General features: G+C 37.9%; 17 protein-coding genes. 9 read left to right on the forward strand and 8 right to left on the reverse strand.

Going from position 1 to position 19,380, the window contains the following annotated elements:
• Positions 1-53: 53 nt before the first annotated feature.
• The 3 genes from G5B37_RS10670 to G5B37_RS10680 all read right to left on the reverse strand — a co-directional run bounded on the left by G5B37_RS10670 (position 54) and on the right by G5B37_RS10680 (position 7,315).
• Entirely contained in the window at positions 54-5,630 is a 5,577-nt protein-coding gene (locus tag G5B37_RS10670) for an alpha-2-macroglobulin family protein (RefSeq protein WP_164680019.1), read from the reverse strand.
• Between the two features lie 184 nt (positions 5,631-5,814).
• Positions 5,815-6,246: a hypothetical protein gene (locus tag G5B37_RS10675; RefSeq protein ID WP_164680020.1), complete on the reverse strand. Its 432-nt coding sequence runs from the start codon at positions 6,244-6,246 to the stop codon at positions 5,815-5,817.
• A 1-nt stretch (position 6,247) separates the two neighbouring features.
• Positions 6,248-7,315, reverse strand: a complete 1,068-nt coding sequence (locus tag G5B37_RS10680) for an isoaspartyl peptidase/L-asparaginase family protein (protein WP_164680021.1) — start codon at positions 7,313-7,315, stop codon at positions 6,248-6,250.
• A 215-nt stretch (positions 7,316-7,530) separates the two neighbouring features.
• Here G5B37_RS10680 and G5B37_RS10685 point away from each other — a divergent pair, with 215 nt between their 5' ends.
• From G5B37_RS10685 to G5B37_RS10715, 7 genes are all read left to right on the forward strand, one after another.
• The gene (locus tag G5B37_RS10685; protein WP_164680022.1) at positions 7,531-8,025 is read left to right on the forward strand and encodes a CAP domain-containing protein; all 495 of its coding nucleotides are present in this window, start codon (positions 7,531-7,533) and stop codon (positions 8,023-8,025) included.
• Between the two features lie 66 nt (positions 8,026-8,091).
• The gene (locus G5B37_RS10690; RefSeq protein ID WP_164680023.1) at positions 8,092-8,628 is read left to right on the forward strand and encodes a 3-hydroxyanthranilate 3,4-dioxygenase; all 537 of its coding nucleotides are present in this window, start codon (positions 8,092-8,094) and stop codon (positions 8,626-8,628) included.
• Positions 8,629-8,670: 42 nt separating this feature from the next.
• Positions 8,671-9,165 carry a hypothetical protein gene (locus tag G5B37_RS10695; protein ID WP_164680024.1) on the forward strand — a complete coding sequence of 165 codons (495 nt, stop codon included), beginning with the start codon at positions 8,671-8,673 and terminating at the stop codon, positions 9,163-9,165.
• The gene (locus G5B37_RS10700) at positions 9,158-9,724 is read left to right on the forward strand and encodes a hypothetical protein (RefSeq protein ID WP_164680025.1); all 567 of its coding nucleotides are present in this window, start codon (positions 9,158-9,160) and stop codon (positions 9,722-9,724) included. Before G5B37_RS10695 ends, G5B37_RS10700 begins: the two co-directional genes overlap by 8 nt.
• Positions 9,725-9,891: 167 nt before the next feature.
• On the forward strand, positions 9,892-11,445 hold the full coding sequence (gene amaB / locus G5B37_RS10705) for an L-piperidine-6-carboxylate dehydrogenase (protein ID WP_164680026.1): 1,554 nt from the start codon (positions 9,892-9,894) through the stop codon (positions 11,443-11,445).
• 72 nt (positions 11,446-11,517) lie between these two features.
• The gene (locus tag G5B37_RS10710; RefSeq protein ID WP_164680027.1) at positions 11,518-12,036 is read left to right on the forward strand and encodes a hypothetical protein; all 519 of its coding nucleotides are present in this window, start codon (positions 11,518-11,520) and stop codon (positions 12,034-12,036) included.
• A gap of 65 nt (positions 12,037-12,101) precedes the next feature.
• Positions 12,102-12,476 (forward strand): hypothetical protein, encoded by a 375-nt coding sequence (locus G5B37_RS10715; protein ID WP_164680028.1) that lies wholly within the window; start codon positions 12,102-12,104, stop codon positions 12,474-12,476.
• Here the strand turns inward: G5B37_RS10715 and G5B37_RS10720 are convergent.
• The 5 genes from G5B37_RS10720 to G5B37_RS10740 all read right to left on the reverse strand — a co-directional run bounded on the left by G5B37_RS10720 (position 12,473) and on the right by G5B37_RS10740 (position 17,560).
• Positions 12,473-13,198 (reverse strand): metallophosphoesterase family protein, encoded by a 726-nt coding sequence (locus tag G5B37_RS10720; RefSeq protein WP_164680029.1) that lies wholly within the window; start codon positions 13,196-13,198, stop codon positions 12,473-12,475. The two genes, G5B37_RS10715 and G5B37_RS10720, sit on opposite strands and share 4 nt — an antisense overlap.
• Positions 13,195-14,286 (reverse strand): DNA helicase PriA, encoded by a 1,092-nt coding sequence (locus G5B37_RS10725; protein WP_164680030.1) that lies wholly within the window; start codon positions 14,284-14,286, stop codon positions 13,195-13,197. Before G5B37_RS10725 ends, G5B37_RS10720 begins: the two co-directional genes overlap by 4 nt.
• A gap of 92 nt (positions 14,287-14,378) precedes the next feature.
• A complete protein-coding gene (locus G5B37_RS10730; RefSeq protein ID WP_164680031.1) occupies positions 14,379-15,527 on the reverse strand; it encodes an SPFH domain-containing protein in 1,149 nt (382 codons plus the stop codon).
• 76 nt (positions 15,528-15,603) lie between these two features.
• Positions 15,604-16,740, reverse strand: a complete 1,137-nt coding sequence (locus G5B37_RS10735) for an ATP-binding protein (protein WP_164680032.1) — start codon at positions 16,738-16,740, stop codon at positions 15,604-15,606.
• Between the two features lie 58 nt (positions 16,741-16,798).
• Positions 16,799-17,560 carry an SDR family NAD(P)-dependent oxidoreductase gene (locus G5B37_RS10740; protein ID WP_164680033.1) on the reverse strand — a complete coding sequence of 254 codons (762 nt, stop codon included), beginning with the start codon at positions 17,558-17,560 and terminating at the stop codon, positions 16,799-16,801.
• 144 nt (positions 17,561-17,704) lie between these two features.
• Between G5B37_RS10740 and G5B37_RS10745 the strand changes: the two genes are divergently transcribed.
• Both G5B37_RS10745 and G5B37_RS10750 read left to right on the forward strand, forming a co-directional pair.
• A complete protein-coding gene (locus tag G5B37_RS10745) occupies positions 17,705-18,115 on the forward strand; it encodes a carboxypeptidase-like regulatory domain-containing protein (protein WP_164680034.1) in 411 nt (136 codons plus the stop codon).
• 240 nt (positions 18,116-18,355) lie between these two features.
• Positions 18,356-19,360 (forward strand): AAA family ATPase, encoded by a 1,005-nt coding sequence (locus G5B37_RS10750; RefSeq protein ID WP_164680035.1) that lies wholly within the window; start codon positions 18,356-18,358, stop codon positions 19,358-19,360.
• The last annotated feature ends 20 nt before the right edge of the window (positions 19,361-19,380 follow it).

The following is a 19,380-nucleotide window of genomic DNA, read 5'->3' on the forward strand; positions in this document are numbered from 1 at the left end:
GTTCTTTTATTAATCACTCCATACACCTAATTTGGGTGTGTTGAAATATAGTATTACTGTTCTACCGTCACCCAAAGGCCTTGGTTTCTCGCATAGTAATTATTATCGTACATAGCCTCTACTTGAGTTCCAGGCAGATAATATGTCCCGAGATATGATGCATTTAGCTTTACTTTAAACGTTTTGGTTTTTTTTCTGCCTAAATCGAAATAAAAGTTCACCCGGTCATCTCTTATATCTTTATATCGTGCCGCTCCTGAAGCACCACCACCCAAATCGGTGAAGCTTGTATTTACAATTTCCCATCCTCCTGGAAATATTTTAGTTAATGCTACATTGTCGATATAATCGTTAGAAGTATTTGTAACGGCAACAATGGCATTAATTTCGGTGCCTTGTCGTAGTTTTTTAATGTCTAGAGCTTTTCCTTGGCTGTCTACATAGGTAGCATTTATTGTAATGTTCTTTCTGTCTGCCAGTTCGTTTCCTAAGGCTAACTTTCCTTTTTGAACTAATGTTACATATACAAGATTACCTTTTTTATTAGCTACAGTTATGGAATTATTTCCCATAGAAACACCAATATCGCGTTGTGCAATCGCACGGTCTGTTTTAACAGTATGGGTTTTTCCTTGGTGTACAAATGAAAGTTCCACCGCCTTACCTCCATTTTTCTGCACCATTTTAGCCATTGCCAATAGCGCATAACTTGTCTCTTGTGTGCTAAACCAACGCTGCGAAGACAATTCTTTTGCCACAGAAATTGCCATCTCTCGCTGCTTTGGATTGCCCGTAGTTACCATAGTTTCTAAAGCCATGGCCTTGTTTCTAAATGGAGAACCATAGGTGTAATAATCGTAATTATTAGATTTAAAGTTAATATTTGCCGTTGCCGAAATCTCCTCAGCAACCTTGCTTTTACCAGCCAATGCATAAGCTGCAGCTAAACGCCATTTTGCATCGTTACTTAAATTTTTAGATTCTCGAAGACGGTTCATTGCAGCCAATTCTGGTTGCCCTGCTAGCGCCAATGTATACAATCTATATGCCTGTGTAAGACTAGAATTATAGCGAGTGTTGCTACTTCTGTATTGTCGAGCTGTATTTTTTTGATAGCGTAACCAATTACTCATAAAAGTAATAGGGAGCGCGTACCCTTTTGCTTTGGCTTCTAACATAAAATGACCCACATAATTGGTGCTCCAGTTATCTGCCTCACGCTCTCCTGGCCAATATGCCATGCCTCCATTGGCGATTTGATATCGTCCTAATTTTTTTATAGCGGCTTCTACATTTCCTTGTATATCTTTTTTCTTATCGAAGGTAATGTCAAATACTTCTGCTAAGTATAACTGCGGAAAAGCGGCGGAGGTAGTTTGCTCTACACAACCATGTGGATACCGAATTAAGTACTCCATACGCTTACTGAAATCCATTGGCGGTAAGGTAGAAAACTCTAAGGTTGCAGCATTGGTTCCAGCCACGCCATACGTATTAAAGTCTATAGTTTGATTACCGTTTTCTGAGAGTGTGTATTGAGTTGTCTTTTGTGTAATAGGATTGGGGTTTTCAACATCTACTTCAAGTTTGTAGCTTGCTGTTTCTCCGTTTCCTGACGCCGATACTTCAATGGTTTGAAACGTATCTGTTGGCAACACCTCAAATTCGAAATTCACAATTTTTTCACCTACAGAAGGAAATGAAACCGATTTAGAAGTACCGTCTATTGGCTTTAGGGCATCACCCACTTTCAATTTTATGGTTGCGTTCTTCACCTTATTTTCCATCGCAAAAACTGTAACGGGTATGGTTACCTTTTCTCCTGGGCTTAGTACCCTAGGAACAGAGGCAAGTACCATTAACGGCTTTCTTACTGGGGTTGTTTTATCTGTTTTTCCGTAAGCACTTTTAGTATTATCGCCAGCTATAATCATAGTTTTTACCGAGCCAATATAATTTGGCATTTGTATGTTATGCGTGGCGGTTTCTCCTTTTTTAATGGAGAACGGACCTAAATAGCGTACCACAGGCTTAAATCGATCTGCTTTTCGGTTTTTAGCACCAGCAGCGGCATCGCCACCTCCAATTTCATATATGTTGTTTACACTTCCAGAATAAGCGCCAATAACATAATCATACATGTCAAAGGTCTTTACGCCAAGCGCTTCTCGTGTGTAAAAGGCACTGTGAATTTTTGGTGTAACAAAGCGAGTTAAATCCAACAGCCCTTCGTCTACCATTGCCACAGTATATGTCATGGGTTTATCATTGGCTTCAGAGACTTTTATACTGAAACGTTCTTCTGGTTTTAGTACGTCTGGCATTTGTAAGGTAGGCTTCAGTACAGTGGCAGGATCTTCTACAAGGATTGGAATCACCCCATACAATCGCATTGGTAAATCGTTTTTGGTTTGTTCGTGCGGCTGTAGTAAAGAAATATTGGCATAGATATTTGGGGCCATTTCTTTTGTGATTTTGATACGTGCTTGAGTTTCCCCTTTTTTGGTTTCAACCCATTGGGTAGATAGTACTTCTGTACCATTTTCAACACTAATTAAGGCGCGACCTTTACTTCCGGAAGGGAACGTAATAACTGCTTCTTCGCCAACATCATATTTTTCTTTATCTGCCGAAAACACAAGCATTTTTGCACTTTCTGCATCATCTCCAACAGGACGTTTCCACCAATTTCTATAAAAATAAGTCACACGTCCCGTTGCATGACCAGACGCTTGGTCTATCACACGAATTAAATACCTGCCTCCGTCATCTTCAGGAATGTTGAGGTTAAAATTACCTTTTCCATTACTGGCAGTGGTTATGGTCATTTCTTTGAAAGGTCTGTAAATAGTGGCGTCTTCATAACGGGATAAGTTGTCGTACCCACGGTTCCACCACCACCGCCATTCAATTTTAAATACTTTTACATCTAATTTTCTGTTCCCGCTTGCTTTTCCTTGGGCATCTACAGAGACTACGTCAAATGTGGTGTTTTCATCTGTGTAATACGACCCATATCTACGTGCTTCTGGCGATTGTAGACCAACAAAGTGTGAATATGGAGCAAGATTTTTACTGAAAACATCGATAGAAAAATCACCCCCACCTTCAAAAATTTTGGTTAAGAAGGTTGCCTTTAACATACCAGGAGCTTTATTGCCAATGTCTATCTGCTTTGAAAATGTTGTGGTTCCTTCCTCAGAGAGATTTTGAGAAAGTAAAGGGATTTCAATTTCATCAAAAGTGCGGATTGGGTCGTTAAAATGATACTTTTTATAAGCGTCAAAAGCTGTGTTGGTAGCGCGCATGGTGGCATTCATTTCAATTTTAAGATTTCTTGCGGGAGCACCGTGTAACCACAATCCTTGCACATTTCCGGACACTGGCTTACTGGCGTTTAAAATTTCATCGTCAAAGTCTAATTTAATTTTGAGTCGGTTAGGTTTTACCGTAGCCACTTTTAAAGATTTTGTAAACTTCACACCTCCTGCGCTAACGGTGGCATTCCAATTTCCTGTTGGTGCATTAGGATCTGTTTTTATCGGGAAATAATAAAATCCATTTTTATGTTCACCAATTAATTCGGTGCCTGAGGTTGTTCCGTTTAGTAAAGAACGCTGAACGAGTTTCCCACGCGCGTCGGTTACTTCAAGTTTTACTGGATGGTTTTTAGGTAACGGATTGGCAACATCGTTTAACACGAAGGTTAAATGAATACTATCACCAGGGCGATGAACACCACGTTCTGTGTATATAAATCCTTTTAGCCCTTTTTGTAATTGTTTACCAGAAACGTCAAACTTACTCATGCTTAGGGCGTTTCCATCTTCTAGTTTGGTATAGGCATAGTTTTTCCCTTTACGGGCAATGGCAAAAGCTATGGTGCGATCACTGTCGTACAAGGCAAACCCATCGCTATTGGTAGTTATGGTTTCAATAATTTGTTGCTGAAAGTTGAAAAGATCAATTTTAACACCACCCTCTGGTGCAGTGGTAATAAGATTAGTAATAGCAAAATGATAACTTTTGTTATTACTCTTTTTAGCGATAACGCCAAGGTCGCTTCCAAGAACATTTGTAGTAACTACACGATCTTCATTGAAATAAGCAGGATGACATGGATTGTCACGTTGTTGCCAATTATAGGTATAGGTTCTCCAACGGTATATTTCGTTATCCCAATACATTTCTTCACGTTCGTTTTCGTCTAGGTCTGAATTAGCATCGTAATTATCATAATAGTATTCGTCTTCGCTAGTGGCAGAGGCAGCATCGTTCGAGCTGCAATCATATTTAATATAATCGTTTGTGAAACTAAATTCTACTTGATATAGCGACCCAGGATTCGTTTTAAAGAATTCTGAAATGTTTACGGCATACGCTTTCCAGGTTCCGTCGCTCTCTGTTGGAGAATCGTCTAAGGTTATTGTTTTTTTTGCTACACGCCTTCCCACACGTTTTATATCATAACTATTGGTGTTGTTTAGGTTATACGATTGTAAAAATTGCAGCATATTATCTTCAAAAACCTGAATAATACGTACATCTACGGCCTTTAAATTAACTGCTTCAAAATACAAAGGAGTGCTTTCTGCGTTTGGAAGAATTACTCCTTTGCTCAATAATCGCACTGCTGGTTTTAATTGTTCAAAAGAGATAAGCTCACTAAAGGATTGTTTTAAGCCGAAATTATCTGTGTTTTTAATTCCTTCAAAAATGGTGACACGAACATCGCCCGTAATACGATTGTTTGGGTACACATGTAGCACGTTTCCATCTACTTCAAATCGAAGATCTGTAGCCCGTTCTATGGTTACCAATCCAGCGAAATCCTGATTTGCTTTTAAGGGATCTGAAAAATTTATAGACAATGAAGCTTGAGGCGAATGACTTGCATCTGCATCTATAACCTTAAAATTATTTTGACCAGGAATAGCAAATGTATTTGTGCCCTTTGTTTCGGCTCCTATTGGCTTCCCATCCCATGTAATTACAATTTCATCATCTTCAATTTTACGCGAAATACTATCTATAGTAAAGGTGTAGTAACGTTCTGTAGCATTCTCTGTTGGCCATTTAATGTTTAATTTTTTCTTGCCTTGAGTTGCCTTAATAAGTTGTTTTGCCTTATCTAGTTGAAGCATATCTGAAGCCTCAATTGTTCCACTTACGTATTGCCATTGTTTGCTATAAGATTGTAAGTTTTCTAGGTTAATACTGAAATTAGGCGTTATAGTTTTAAAGCTGAAGGTATAGTTTTTAAACTCTTTATCTATGTCTTCATATAGTTTCTGAAGTTGTACTGTGATGGTATATTTTGTGTCTGGTTTCAAATAATCTTCGGGTTGAAAAACTAAGGTCGTACCATTGTCAATAAATAAGGTTCCTTCGGTTTTAGGTGAAATTTTTAAGTACTCTGAAGGAATTTCCTGAGACAACTCAAATTGATCTAGCGGCTGTGCTAACTCTATCCTAATGGGTTCTGCAATACTCCTGTTTCCGTAGGTATGCTGACTGATATAATCTTTAAACTTAAAAAGGTTGTCGGTTTGAGAAGTTTCGGTTTTGTCGCCGCAAGATGCTAGAGAAAGCAAGGCGACACAGGTAAGAAGACGCAGCAATGTGTTCATAGTGATGGTTTTAAACGATTAAAATTACAATAAATAAGTGGTAGTGCTCGTGAGAATTTTCAACTAGAAAATAGTCACTACATGGTAACTCAATAAAATGGAGGAGGGAGGTATTTGTTTTGTAACGTAGGTAATCGCTTTCCTAGTATTAAAGGAGCCGTATTTGTGATTACTTTAACGTGCGCTAGTCGTTAATTGCCTTTCTAACCAGCAATTGGTGCAATTTGCCTACCACCAAGTTTCCCAGTGGGAAGTAGAGTGCAAAAAATAGCGCCATTCCTAAAGCAAAATTTCGTGTTCCAAAAAATTCTTCAACTATATTATTAGGATAGGCATATGAAGTTTCAAAATAGTAGCCTCCAAATTCAAGAAGCCCCATGGCAATAAGTCCGTAGGCATACTGCTCAAGAAACGACTTACCTTTCAACAAAATAGAAATAGGAATCATATACAGACCATAGCATGTAAATACCTGCCACCAATGGTTAAATTTTGCGATTTCTGCCCAAGTTCCAAATGCGTCCATACCAAATCCCCAAGGAATATAGACAGCTAAATAGATAAGATATAAAGAAAGGGGGGTCGCTTTTAAAGGACGAATTATTTGCTGAATCATATTACTTATCACTATAAATACCAATAATAAGTTCTCCTTGTGCATTCATGTGAGCTCGGTACATACCCGCCGTATTAAAGTCCATAGAGACATTTCCCTCTTTGTCAATAGCAACGACGCCGCCAGTTCCGCCAAGTTTGGTTAATTTATTCTGAATTACTTCGTGGGTAGCCTTTTTCAAAGTAATTTGTTTGTATTCCATCATTGCCGAAATATCGTGTGCCACCAAACCTCGAATAAAGTATTCTCCCCAACCTGTAGAGGAAACGGCACAAGTGGCATTATTGGCATACGTTCCGGCTCCAATTATAGGAGCATCTCCAATACGATTCCAACGTTTATTAGTCATCCCGCCAGTTGAAGTGCCTGCGGCTAAGTTGCCATTTTTATCGAGTGCCGCACAACCAACAGTTCCATATTTTGAATTTTTGATAAAGGGATCTTGCAATGCTAGTTTACTTTTACTTTCTTCGGAAATTTCCTTTTGCTTCACTTTTTGTAAAGATTGAAAACGTCTTTCTGTATAGAAATAAGAAGGGTCTACAAGCTGAATACCTCTAGTTTTGGCAAATAGTTCGGCTCCGTTGCCAGATAAAAGCACATGGTCACTGTTGTTCATAACCTCTACCGCAAGATCTATTGGGTTTTTAACCCTGGAAACACCTGCCACAGCACCCGCATTTAATGTCTCTCCATTCATTACAGAGGCGTCTAGTTCGTTGGTTTCATCGTTGGTAAATACGGCGCCCTTACCTGCATTAAACAATGGGGAATCCTCCATAACATTGATGGTTTTTGTGACAGCTTCCATAGCTGTTCCACCATTTTTAAGTATTTCATGACCCACAGAAATAGCCTCTTTTAATTTTGCTTTGTAGGCATTTTCGAGTGAATCTGTCATGTTTTCTTTTAGAATAGTTCCGGCTCCACCATGAATAACAATACCAAAATTTTCAGCTTTTTTTTCTAGTTGAGACGTGTCATTTGATGTTTTCACATCAGATTTTTTAACATTTTCACAGCTAAAAAGCATAAAAAATCCGATTAAAAGTGTTAAAATTCGGTTCATGTGCAATATTTTTTAATTATACCCTCAATATACTGCAAAATCCCCGAAAACAGGGAGGTGAACCGATTAAGATTTGTAGGAAATACGCCATAAATCACATTAAAACATCGATGAAATGCATGTATAATTCGATGAAATGCATTTTTGTAGGAAAATTTTTATATATTAGCATCAGCATCATGCCCCAAATTTGATGCCCCCCGTATATGAAACTTATGAAAACTAGCCTACTGGCTATGGTTGTATTATTCACCATGGCATCGTGCTCGAAAGACGAAGCACCGGTAATTGAAGAAGTAAATTACACAATCGATTTAAATTTAGCCAACGAAACAGACTGGGCCATGGCCAACGAAATTCTTGAATTGGTTAACGATCATCGAATATCTAAAGGGTTAACTACCATTAAAAGAGACCAATCTTACGCGTCTGCCTATGCAGTAGATCATACGCAGTATATGATTGAAAAAGATAAAATAAGTCATGATAATTTTGGTATTCGATCTAATGCATTAAAAGAACAAGGTGCAAAAATTGTTGCCGAAAACGTTGCATATGGCTACAGCACAGCAGCAGATGTTGTAAATGCTTGGCTAAATAGTGCAGGTCACCGCAAAACAATTGAAGGTCATTATACACATTCTGGTTTTGGTATCATAAAAAATTCAGAAGGCGCTTACTATTTTACACAGTTGTTCTATAAAAAGTAAATTACGATCCTCTTTCAGTTTTAAGCCAATTGCCGTATTTTTATGCAAACTCATAACAATACGGCAATGGCTATTTCTAAACCTTTCAACTTAAACAAATGGGTAGAAGACAATCGAGAACTTCTAAAACCCCCTGTAGGAAATAAAAACCTTTACAAAGAGGCAGACGACTATATTGTAATGATTGTAGGTGGCCCTAATGCACGTAAAGACTATCATTATAATGAAACGGAAGAACTGTTTTACCAACTAGAAGGAAACATTCAAGTACATATTCAAGAAGATGGTAAAAAACGCACCATGGAATTAGGCCCTGGAGATATGTACCTACACCCAGCCAAAGTGCCGCATTCTCCTGTACGTGAGGCAGGTTCTATAGGATTGGTGGTAGAACGCAAACGTCAAGATTTAGAGGGTAAAGACGGACTGCTTTGGTTTTGCGATTCTTGCAATAATAAGCTACATGAGGTGTATTTTCCACTAAATGATGTCGAAAAAGACTTTCTACAACATTTCAAAGATTTCTACGGAAGCAAAGAGTTACGTACCTGTAATAACTGTGGAACAATTATGCCAACAGACGATAGGTTTGTTGGAGAATAAAAGATTTTTACTAGATAACCGTACGTATTTAATGCTGAAAGGATGAGCACAAAAAAGATCCTGCTATTGCTTGCCGGAATTGGTCTGTTTGTATTGCTGGTTTTTATTGGTTTGCTCTACTACACACTAAAAACTAAAGTTGAAGACGTTACAAATGATCCGCCATATGTAAACTTCGTGGGCAAGAAAATGAAATTAGGACAGGATGCCATACTTGTAAATAATTATGAGCCTTTTGTGTATGAAGAGCCTTTACTTCTAGAAAAAAAAGATTCACCACTCTATGAGGGAACCACCATTGCTTTTCATGTAAAGAAAGGAGATGAATTGCAAATAAGGAGCGCTAAAAATTTCACCAACGGTACAAGTGGTGCAACCCATACCATTCTTTTTGGAACAATAATTACAGGTAGCCCTAGCAAAACCTTACCATTTGAGTATTATTGGGAAACTCAAACTATAACAAAGGATGCTGAAAACACTTTAATCTTTACTTTTCTACCAGAAGTTACTTCTGAAAGTGTTACAGATGAATAAAACTTCTTCGATACAGCAGTCACATCACTGCAATCTTTGCGATCATCAAAAAACAAATCTGAAGAAGGGGAGTATTTGTGGTTTAACAGATTTGAAACCAACCTTTCAGAAAAACTGTCCTAAAATACAACTTACCCAAAAATTTGAAGAGAAAGTAAAAGAGGCAAATGTAGCATATCAATATGCCTTAAAGGATAAATGGTGGACATATACGTATACTGTAGTCTTTATTTTAGCAAGCGTCTTAGTGTTTTACTTACTGATTAAATTTCACGAAAGATTGAGTGAAATGTTTGAGGCTTCAAGCACAACTCGAGGCCAAGGTTTTCTTGTGGTAGTTTACATATTCATTGCAACAGCAGGTGTTATGCTCTTCGCTATGGCAATTCGAGCGTTTAATTCGTTTCGTCAGAAAGTGAATACCGCAGCAAGGAAAAAAGAAAAAATAGACGATGTTTTATCACTTTATAATATAAAATATACCGTAGAAGTTTCTTTTGGTAAAAAATACCACGGAACACAAGAGGTAAGCGTTGACTTTCAGCGTAAATTATTCTGATAGATTTATCCATATGCTACTTGTTAACTTTACTATGTTCCTTCCTTTTTAATAATTCTTTAAAGTTGTACCTTTGCAGCTCTAAATTGGGAGTCTAAGAACCTCCAATCTTTTCATTATATAATACTAATAAAGACAACCTCAGTTGTCGTAATAAATAAAAAAATATGTCAACAGTAGCTACCAACTTCGGAATGGATAAAGCACTAGAACAATTAGGATTAAAAGCTGTTAATCATGGAACGTCAACAGGAAACACATGGTATCCTGGTGGAGCAGAAATTGCTTCGTATTCTCCAGTCGATGGAGCTTTAATAGGCAAAGTTACTACTACGTCAAAAGATGAGTACGAAAAAGTAATAGATGCTGCACAAGATGCATTTATAACGTTTAGAGCTATGCCAGCGCCTCAACGTGGTGAAATTGTACGCCAGTTTGGTAATAAACTACGTGAATTAAAAGAACCTCTCGGAAAATTAGTGTCTTATGAGATGGGGAAATCACTCCAAGAAGGCTATGGCGAAGTGCAAGAAATGATTGATATCTGTGATTTTGCAGTTGGATTGTCTAGACAATTAAACGGACAAACAATCCCGTCTGAGCGCCCAGGACATGTAATGCGAGAGCAATGGCACTCTATTGGTATAGTGGGTATAATTTCTGCCTTTAATTTTCCAGTAGCCGTATGGGCATGGAACACTGCGTTGGCATGGGTTTGTGGAGATGTTTGTGTGTGGAAGGGAAGTGAAAAAGCACCGTTGTGTGCAGTTGCTTGCCAAAATATTATAGCCGAAGTTTTAAAAGAAAACAACCTTCCAGAAGGTATTTCTTGTATCATTAATGGAGATTATAAAGTAGGTGAATGGATGACGAAAGACACAAGAATTCCATTAATTTCTGCTACAGGTTCTACTAGAATGGGACGTATTGTTGGTGCTACCGTTGCAGAACGTTTTGGTAAATCACTTTTAGAATTAGGAGGAAACAACGCCATTATCATTACACCAACTGCCGATTTAAAAGTGGTTGTGCCTGGAGCCGTGTTTGGTGCTGTTGGAACGGCAGGACAACGATGTACATCTACCAGAAGATTAATAATTCACGAAAGTGTTTACGATAAAGTGAGAGACGCCATTGTTGGTGCTTATAAGCAGATAGTAATTGGAAACCCGTTAGACGAAAGCAACCACGTTGGCCCATTAATAGATAAAGATGCCGTAAATACATACTTAAATGCAATTGAAAAGGCAAAAAGCGAGGGCGGAAACGTCTTGGTAGAAGGCGGTGTGTTAGAAGGTGAAGGGTATGAAAGTGGATGCTATGTAAAACCTGCAATCATAGAAGCTGAAAACAGTTTTGAAATTGTACAACACGAAACGTTCGCACCTATTTTGTACCTAATGAAATACAGCGGCGATGTAGAAAATGCAATTGAAATACAAAATGGAGTTGCACAAGGATTGTCTAGTGCTATCATGACTAACGAAATGAAGGAAGCCGAAAAATTCTTATCATTTGCTGGTTCAGACTGTGGTATAGCAAATGTAAACATTGGTACTTCAGGAGCCGAAATTGGAGGAGCTTTTGGTGGTGAAAAAGAAACAGGAGGTGGGCGAGAGTCTGGAAGTGATGCCTGGAAAGTGTATATGAGAAGGCAAACCAACACTGTAAATTATAGTGATGAGTTACCTCTTGCGCAAGGAATCAAATTTGATCTGTAAAAACAGATTGTTTATGCCTTAAACTATAAACTACAAGCATGTTTAGCCAACATACTTGTAGTTTTTTTGCTTATGAAAACACGAGTTGCTGTACTTTTAGTAATGCTTTTTCTACCAGGAATGGCATATTTTCAAACGGATGCCGATTTTGAGAAAATTCAATATATGGCGAACTTTCGCATACACGCACTGAAGCAAGGAAATATTGAAAATTTAAAAGGTCAGAAACCCGCTGAAGGCACATGGAATTACCAACACCTCATAGCATATAAGGAAGCCCTGAAAGAAGAAAGAAACATCGTTTACGGTTCGTATATAGAAAAGGTACGAGATAAAGATAATCACTTTGCCTATAACTATTTTGCCATAGAAACAGACGGCAAAAATCATCGATACTACTTTGTGGCAATTTTTGAGTTTGATATTTCTCAAGAGTTCAACATTGTTAATTCGTACTTGTTCACGTACCCTGAAAGTCTTAAATCTTGGTGGATGCATACAGCAGGTATGTACAAATACAATTTGCTAAAAGATATTCCTGAAAAATACGTTTATACTGTTTGTCCGCCACCACCTTTTTCTGAAGAATAGAAGAACTAGGCGTTTTCCTGTATCGAATCAGCATATGTTTAAATAACTGCTTATATTTAATGGCTATGAAAAAACTCTTTACAATATTTTTAATACTACTAGCTATTGGTTGTAGTAACGAAGACGAAAGTGGCGATGCACAGGTTACTTGTAGTGAAGAATTTATTTACGGACTCTCAGTAGAAGTGCGAAATGCAACAACAGCTAGCTTGATAACTTCTGGGATAGAGGTAACTGCGCAAGACGGTGAATATACAGAAACCCTAGAGCTGGCTACAGATGTTTACGTGGGTGCTGGAGAACGCAGTGGCGTGTATACACTAACAATAAGTGGTGACGGATTTGTTACTCAAGAAACAGATGCTATTACCGTTGTTTTAACAGCAGATAATTGTCATGTTGTTACTCAAGAAGTATCTGTAGCATTAGTTCCTAATTAATTTCTTCCCATTTCATCTGGGTATAACTCCCAAACAGGGTCGCTTTGCCAAATTTCTTTGGTATCTGCATCAATTATAGAAAGCCTTCCTTTAAATGCAGCTCCAGTATCTACATTCCAGACGTTTGCAAAATTAGTGGGTTCATGTTTACCAATTCTAAATACGGGTGTATGACCAATATATATTTCTTTAAACAGAGTAAGTCGTTTCGGATAATGGTCATCATCTTCAGAAAGGGTCTTGTCTAGACTACAGGCTAGTTCCCATAGTGTACGATCCCAATACACCATATTAGGAAAGTATTCATGTTGTGGTCCTTTAATATTGGTAAATCCGGCATGAAGGAAGCATCGGTTTTGTGCATCTACATGGAAATTTTCTAAAGCTTCAAAAAACTGAATGTGTTGCTTTTTTTCTTCAGCTGATAGTTTAGCGTAACTAGTAATGCTAGTGATTCCACCATGATTTAACCACATGGCAGGGCTTTCTTTTCCCTTTAAATAATTATATAACAGTTCATCATGATTGCCACGAAGAAAAATGCAGCGATGCTTTTCAGCAAAATTCATTAAAAAAGTAATTGTTTCGGCATTTTCACTCCAACCATCTACATAATCTCCTAAAAAGATAAACAAATCCTGTACTTTAGGTTCTGCAGAATTGATAACCTGCTCTAAGGCCTTTAGACCTCCGTGTATATCGCCAACTACTAAGGTTCTCATGCATTAAGGAAGAATAAAATAGTAGCTATTACTAAAAGTATAGAGAGTACAAAAAAGAAAATTTTCCAGAAAGAATAAGGGCGCTCACCAGAAATAACACCCGATTGGCCATTTACAAAAAAGTTGTAGCGTTTGCTCTTGTATTTATAGGCGCTTATGTACACAGGAAGCAATATATGTTTAAACGTTTCTTCGGAAAGTTTCATAGTAATAGAAGATATGCGTTGGGTATCGCCACCAATATCTCGTCTGGCCCAACGTTCTGCAATTGCTTTTGCTTCCTTCTTTGCATCCAGATGTCCGTCTCGTAACGGAATGGTGTATTTTTCGGTTACAAATCCTGCTAAATAACTACTTTGAAAGGTCTCTAATTTTCGTAAATCCCAATGTGCTATTTTCTTCGGAATTACCCCAGATTTTTGTTCTGAAGCTTTAATTAATGTGTCATCTACAAATCCAGATACAGATCCGCTGGCTGGATACCATCGGGTACGTCGTTCTCGAACAGTGCGTCTATTTTTACCTGTTCCAACGGTTTTAGTTACATAATAATATTCGCCTCGCTGCCCTGTATAATTAGCATAAAGTTGTGCATCAAACGTCCAGAATGGTGCATAAAGACCTTTGGTATTTTGGGGGTCTAGGGTTGCCTTTTTTAATTTATTAGGCGCCCACCAAAGTCCGTTTACCCACTTTTTAAAAATTAGGTGTGCTTTTTTTTGATCTATTTGAAATGGCAGCACTGCACCAGGGACAATCCAATCTTCCATGTAAGCATCTTCTACCACTAAGGGCATACTACAATACACACAATGTAACGACTTGTAGTTTTCCTCAACATGCTGGTTGGCACCACAATTTTTGCAGTGTAACATGGTAATTTCTTGGCTGTGCGATTGTGAGCCTAGTTCATTGAGATATTGCTTGAGTTCTAATTCCTGAAATACCGTTTCTTCCTTAGGAATTTCCTGTCTGTAATCGCAATACTCGCATTTAAGTTCTGTGGTTCCAGGTGCATACCGAAGCTCTGCTCCGCAGTTAATACAGGCTTTTTTAAGTTCAGATGTCTGTTGAGGGGTTGATTGCATTACTAGTTATTAGTATTCAATGTAAGTATTCCCCTCCTAGGAGGGGACTTGTAATTTAGTAACAATTAAATGCTACGTGTGTATTTATTTTATTAGTTGCCTGGCAACGGTGGTGGTGTGTTACCTCCTAAGAAAGCTTTTAACTCTTCTACCTCACTAACAGCAGTCCAATTTTGCATTCCTTGTTTCCAGACCAGCGTGTCTTTATTTACGGTACGATTAGCAAAAAGTGTGCGTAACTGTTCAAAGCTAACGGGTCCTGCTTGTTGGCCATTGGCCGCGTAAAAGTATTGTACGGCAGCGGGCATTGGTGGTGGCATACTACCTGGAAACGCTGCTTGCTGCTGGCCTCCCATTTGTGTATTTGCCTGCGGGGCTCCCGCCATCATACCTCCCATTTGTTGTGCGAGTACAAAGCCCATACCCATACCCATACCAGCACCTGCAGTACCTCCTTCGTTGGCTGCAGCAGCTTCAATAGCTTTTGCAGTTTTGAATTTGGTTAATTTGTCTAGGTCTAGTTTGTCGATTCGGCTGTACTCAAAGATTTCCTTTTTAAGATCTTCTGGCATCGATACATTTTCGATATAGAATTTTTCAAGAGAAATCCCAACGCTTTCAAACTCTGGTTTCATAACCTCTTGACAGGTTTCAGAAAGCTCTGTGGTGTTAGCTGCGTATAACTCTATAGGCAAGTTTGCTTCACCTACGGTATCTGTAAAACGGGTTGCGATGAGACTTTTTAGATGCTCATTTATTTCAAAATTGGTAAAGTTGTTATCTGTACCTACTATATCTACTACAAACTTACCTGGGTCGCTAATTTTAAAGGCGTAGGTTCCAAATGCTCGTATTTCAACCAAACCAAACCGGTCGTCATTAAGAGTAATCGGATTTTTTGTTCCCCACTTTTCGTCTGTAAAGAGGTGGGTGTTTACAAAGTATACTTCGGCCTTAAACGGACTGTTAAAACCGTACTTCCAACCTTTTAGTGTAGTTAAGATAGGTAAGTTTTGTGTGTTTAGGGTATAGGTTCCAGGTGTAAATACATCTGCCAATTGCCCTTCGTTTACAAAAACAGCTGTCTGTCCTTCTCGTACAATAAGTTTGGCGTTATTTTTAATTTCGTTCTGATAGCGCTCAAAACGATGCACAATGGTATCATCTGTGAAGTCGAGCCACTCGATGATGTCTATAAATTCGTGACTTAATTTTTCTTTGATTTTGTCGAAAATGCCCATGAAAATTGGTTTAAAAAATTAGGATTCTAAATATAAGTAAAATATTGTGTACACATGTTACAAAACATATTGTGAGTTAGTTATATTTCACTTTCCGAAGTATGCGCAAACTTTCTTTAAAAGCTTGGTATGCAACGCCACCTCTGGTTTTTAAAAACGGTTTTGCCTCCAATAATTTTGTTTTGGCGTCAGAAAAATCGTTGAGGTAACATATAAGATAGGTTTCGGCTAGGTTTCGCACATCTTTTTCTTCGGAAAGCGTTAGCGGAATATCCTTTCGTAGTTTTTCAAGCAACGCATTGGTAGCGTTATAAATATGGTGTAAGGTCTTCTTGTTAAATTTTGGCGCCTCAAAGATGAGTTGAGTGTCAATATTATAAAATCCGTTTTCTTTGAAGTTGATGGTTACTTCTTCTAAGGGGTAGTACCTAAATTGATTGTTAAGCCCTAGATGTACGTATTCTGTGATCCTAAAATAGTCGTCTGTATACACGATGCTTACTTCATCGAGCGCAGAATAAAAAAGCTTTACCTGCTCGTTAATGAGCTCGATATCTACACGAGAATAGTATGTTTTATCTTTCACATGCTTGGTATTCCCTGCCCAGCATACTACAAACAATTCTTTAAAAACCTTGTAATGTGCATCTAAAGCTTCATGACGATGGTTTATAAAATTAATAACGCCATCTAACGTAAGCTCTATGTTGTTTTTTGCTTTATTCTCAATGGCAGCAACGATTTCAGAATTAACATCTTTTATCTCAATGTCGAAATCTTTAGGCATTGAGATGCTTCCATCGCGTAAGAAAATAGAGCCGCCCCAATATTTCCAGATATTTTTTCGCAAGGAGGTAATCTCTCCAGTGGGTCTAATGGTAACTAAGCCCACCACCTTATCTTCTGGTAGATGAGGAAACAGAACATTTTCGTAAGAGATTAGAGGTGCATTGGTAAGGTATGCATTGATTAAGTTTTGCAGTTTACTATCATCAAAAAAGTCTACCCCTCTAATCTCGTTGCCTTCATCTTCTACCCCAATTACAATAAAACTATTGTTTTTAGGATTGCTATTACTAAGCGCACAAATGTGCTTTAAAAATTTAGCCTTTCCTTCTTTGCTACCTAAATCAATCTTTCTTTTTTTGTCATAAAAGCTGCTCTCATCGTTATGAGCAAGGAGGTTTTTTATCAAAAGGCGTTTGTTGATCATATTAATTTTCCGCGTAGGCGGAAATCTTAAGTTTTTAGACTGGTAGTTGAAATATAAATTATCTTTTGTTCACAACCGTACTACTAGCCTGGTCTAAACACATCACAGTTAGGTCTGCAATATTAACATGTGGCGGTCTGGTAACTGCAAATAGTATAATATCGGCAATGTCTTCTGGTTGTAAGGGCGTAAAATTCTGATATACTTTTTTGGCTCGCTCTGTATCGCCTTTAAAGCGTACTTCGCTAAATTCGGTTTCAACCATGCCCGGGTTTATGGCGCTAATTTTTATTCCTGTTCCGTTGAGGTCTAGTCGCATACCTTGGTTTATAGCATCTACGGCATGTTTACTCGCGCAATACACATTGCCGTTTGGGTACACTTCTTTTCCCGCTGTAGACCCAATATTAATAATATGTCCAGCTTGCTTTTCCAGCATTTTAGGAAGTACTGCTTTGCTCATGTAAAGAAGCCCTTTTACATTAATATCGATCATGGCATCCCAATCGTCGATATCCCCAAACTGAAACGGATCTAGTCCGTGGGCGTTCCCAGCGTTATTTATTAAGATATCAATAGCCGCAAACTCGGGCGGAAGGTTTTGTAGAAGTTTAAAGACAGTGGCTTTTTCTCTAACATCAAACTGAAGCGTATATACCTTTGTTTTTCTAGACAACGTCTCTTTTAATGAGTCAAGCCGTTCTATTCTTCTACCACAAAGAATGAGAATTGCGCCGTTTTCTGCGAAGAGTTCTGCTGTTGCTTTACCTATGCCGCTGGTTGCCCCAGAAATCAGGACAATTTTATTTTGTATAGTCATATGGGTTCAATTTCAGCTTAAAAATAACGATTCTTTTAACATTTTATATAGTTAAGGGGTGGTTAAATCGCGCGTTAATCAATGTTAACTTCATGGGCAACGACCTTGCTTATTTCTACTTTTAATTATTATAAATTCAATACCATGAAACGACAACAATTATTAGTACAACGAACCTTACAGTCACTTTTAAAATACGGAGCATTTTTGCTAGTAATAATGATGGTAGTTTATGCTTGTGGAGATAGTGAAGAACAACAAGAAACACCTTTTACAGAGCCTACAGCAAATTTAACTGCCAAAACAGATGGTGCCATAATGGGAAGTGTTATAGCGCCCAATGCTGAAATTTTAATTGTTGCTACTGATTCTGATAAAACATTTAAAGGAAAAACCGATGACAATGGCGAATTCTTTATAACCGGATTACAAGAAGGTACGTATGAAATTACGATATCAGACGAAATAACTGATAGAGAAGAAACTTTTGAAGATGTAATAATTCGTATTGGAGAAGTAACAGCACTTGGTACTGTAGAGTTAGCACTCGATTAAAAAAAAGATACTTCTAATTATAGGGATGGTGGTACCATCCCTATTTTTATGAATTGTTATGAAGAAACATGCTTACTACGTTGAGATCTATTTTTTAAATCTCAACCCTTCTAAGAAAGTTGAAATTTTTACAAAACAACTTCGTCTTTTTAACCAATCGTTAACAACATTTGCCATAATAAATAGGCAATTTGCGTGGTTAAAGAGGAATAGCTTACAGTATAAAAAGAATCTAACATTATGGAAGACACAACGACTACCATGGACATAGGGGCACTTAATGAGAAAATTGAAAAAGAAAGTGCTTTTGTAGACATTCTAACCCTTGAAATAAATAAAGTAATTGTTGGCCAAAAAGATATGGTCGAGCGATTACTTATTGGGCTATTAGGGCAGGGGCATATTTTGCTAGAAGGAGTACCAGGATTGGCAAAAACTTTAGCGATAAACACACTATCGAAAGCGGTTCATGGTACTTTTAGTAGAATTCAGTTTACTCCAGATTTGCTTCCAGCAGACGTTGTAGGAACGCTAATCTACAATATGAAGCTGAATGATTTCAGCATTAAAAAAGGTCCCATTTTCGCAAATTTTGTACTAGCCGATGAGATTAATCGTGCACCAGCAAAAGTGCAATCTGCGTTATTAGAAGCCATGCAAGAAAAGCAGGTAACTATTGGTGATGAAACTTTTGTACTTGAGAGGCCATTCTTAGTAATGGCAACACAAAATCCTGTAGAGCAAGAAGGAACATATCCGTTACCTGAAGCACAGGTAGACCGTTTTATGCTGAAAACCGTAATTAAATACCCTAAAATTTCCGAAGAGCAACTTATTATGCGTCAGAATTTAAAAGGTGGCTTTGAAACGGTGAATCCCGTAGTTACTATCGACCAAATTAAGCGTGCACAAGCAGCTGCCCGAGAGGTGTATATGGATGAGAAAATTGAAAAGTATATTCTCGATATTATTTTCGCTACTCGTACCCCAGAAAACTACGGTTTAAAAGAATTATCCCCGCTTATTAGTTTTGGAGCTTCTCCACGAGGAAGTATAAACTTAGCCTTAGCTGCAAAATGCTATGCCTTTATTAAACGAAGAGGGTATGTAATTCCTGAAGATGTACGAGCTGTGGTAGAAGATGTTTTGCGTCACAGAATTGGTATTACTTACGAGGCAGAAGCAGAAAATATTACTTCAGAAGATATCATTCACAAAATTGTGAATGTAATTGAAGTACCTTAAAAGGAGGTAATTGTGAGTTG

Source organism: Rasiella rasia (genome assembly GCF_011044175.1).
GTDB classification, from domain to species: Bacteria; Bacteroidota; Bacteroidia; order Flavobacteriales; family Flavobacteriaceae; genus Marinirhabdus; species Marinirhabdus rasia.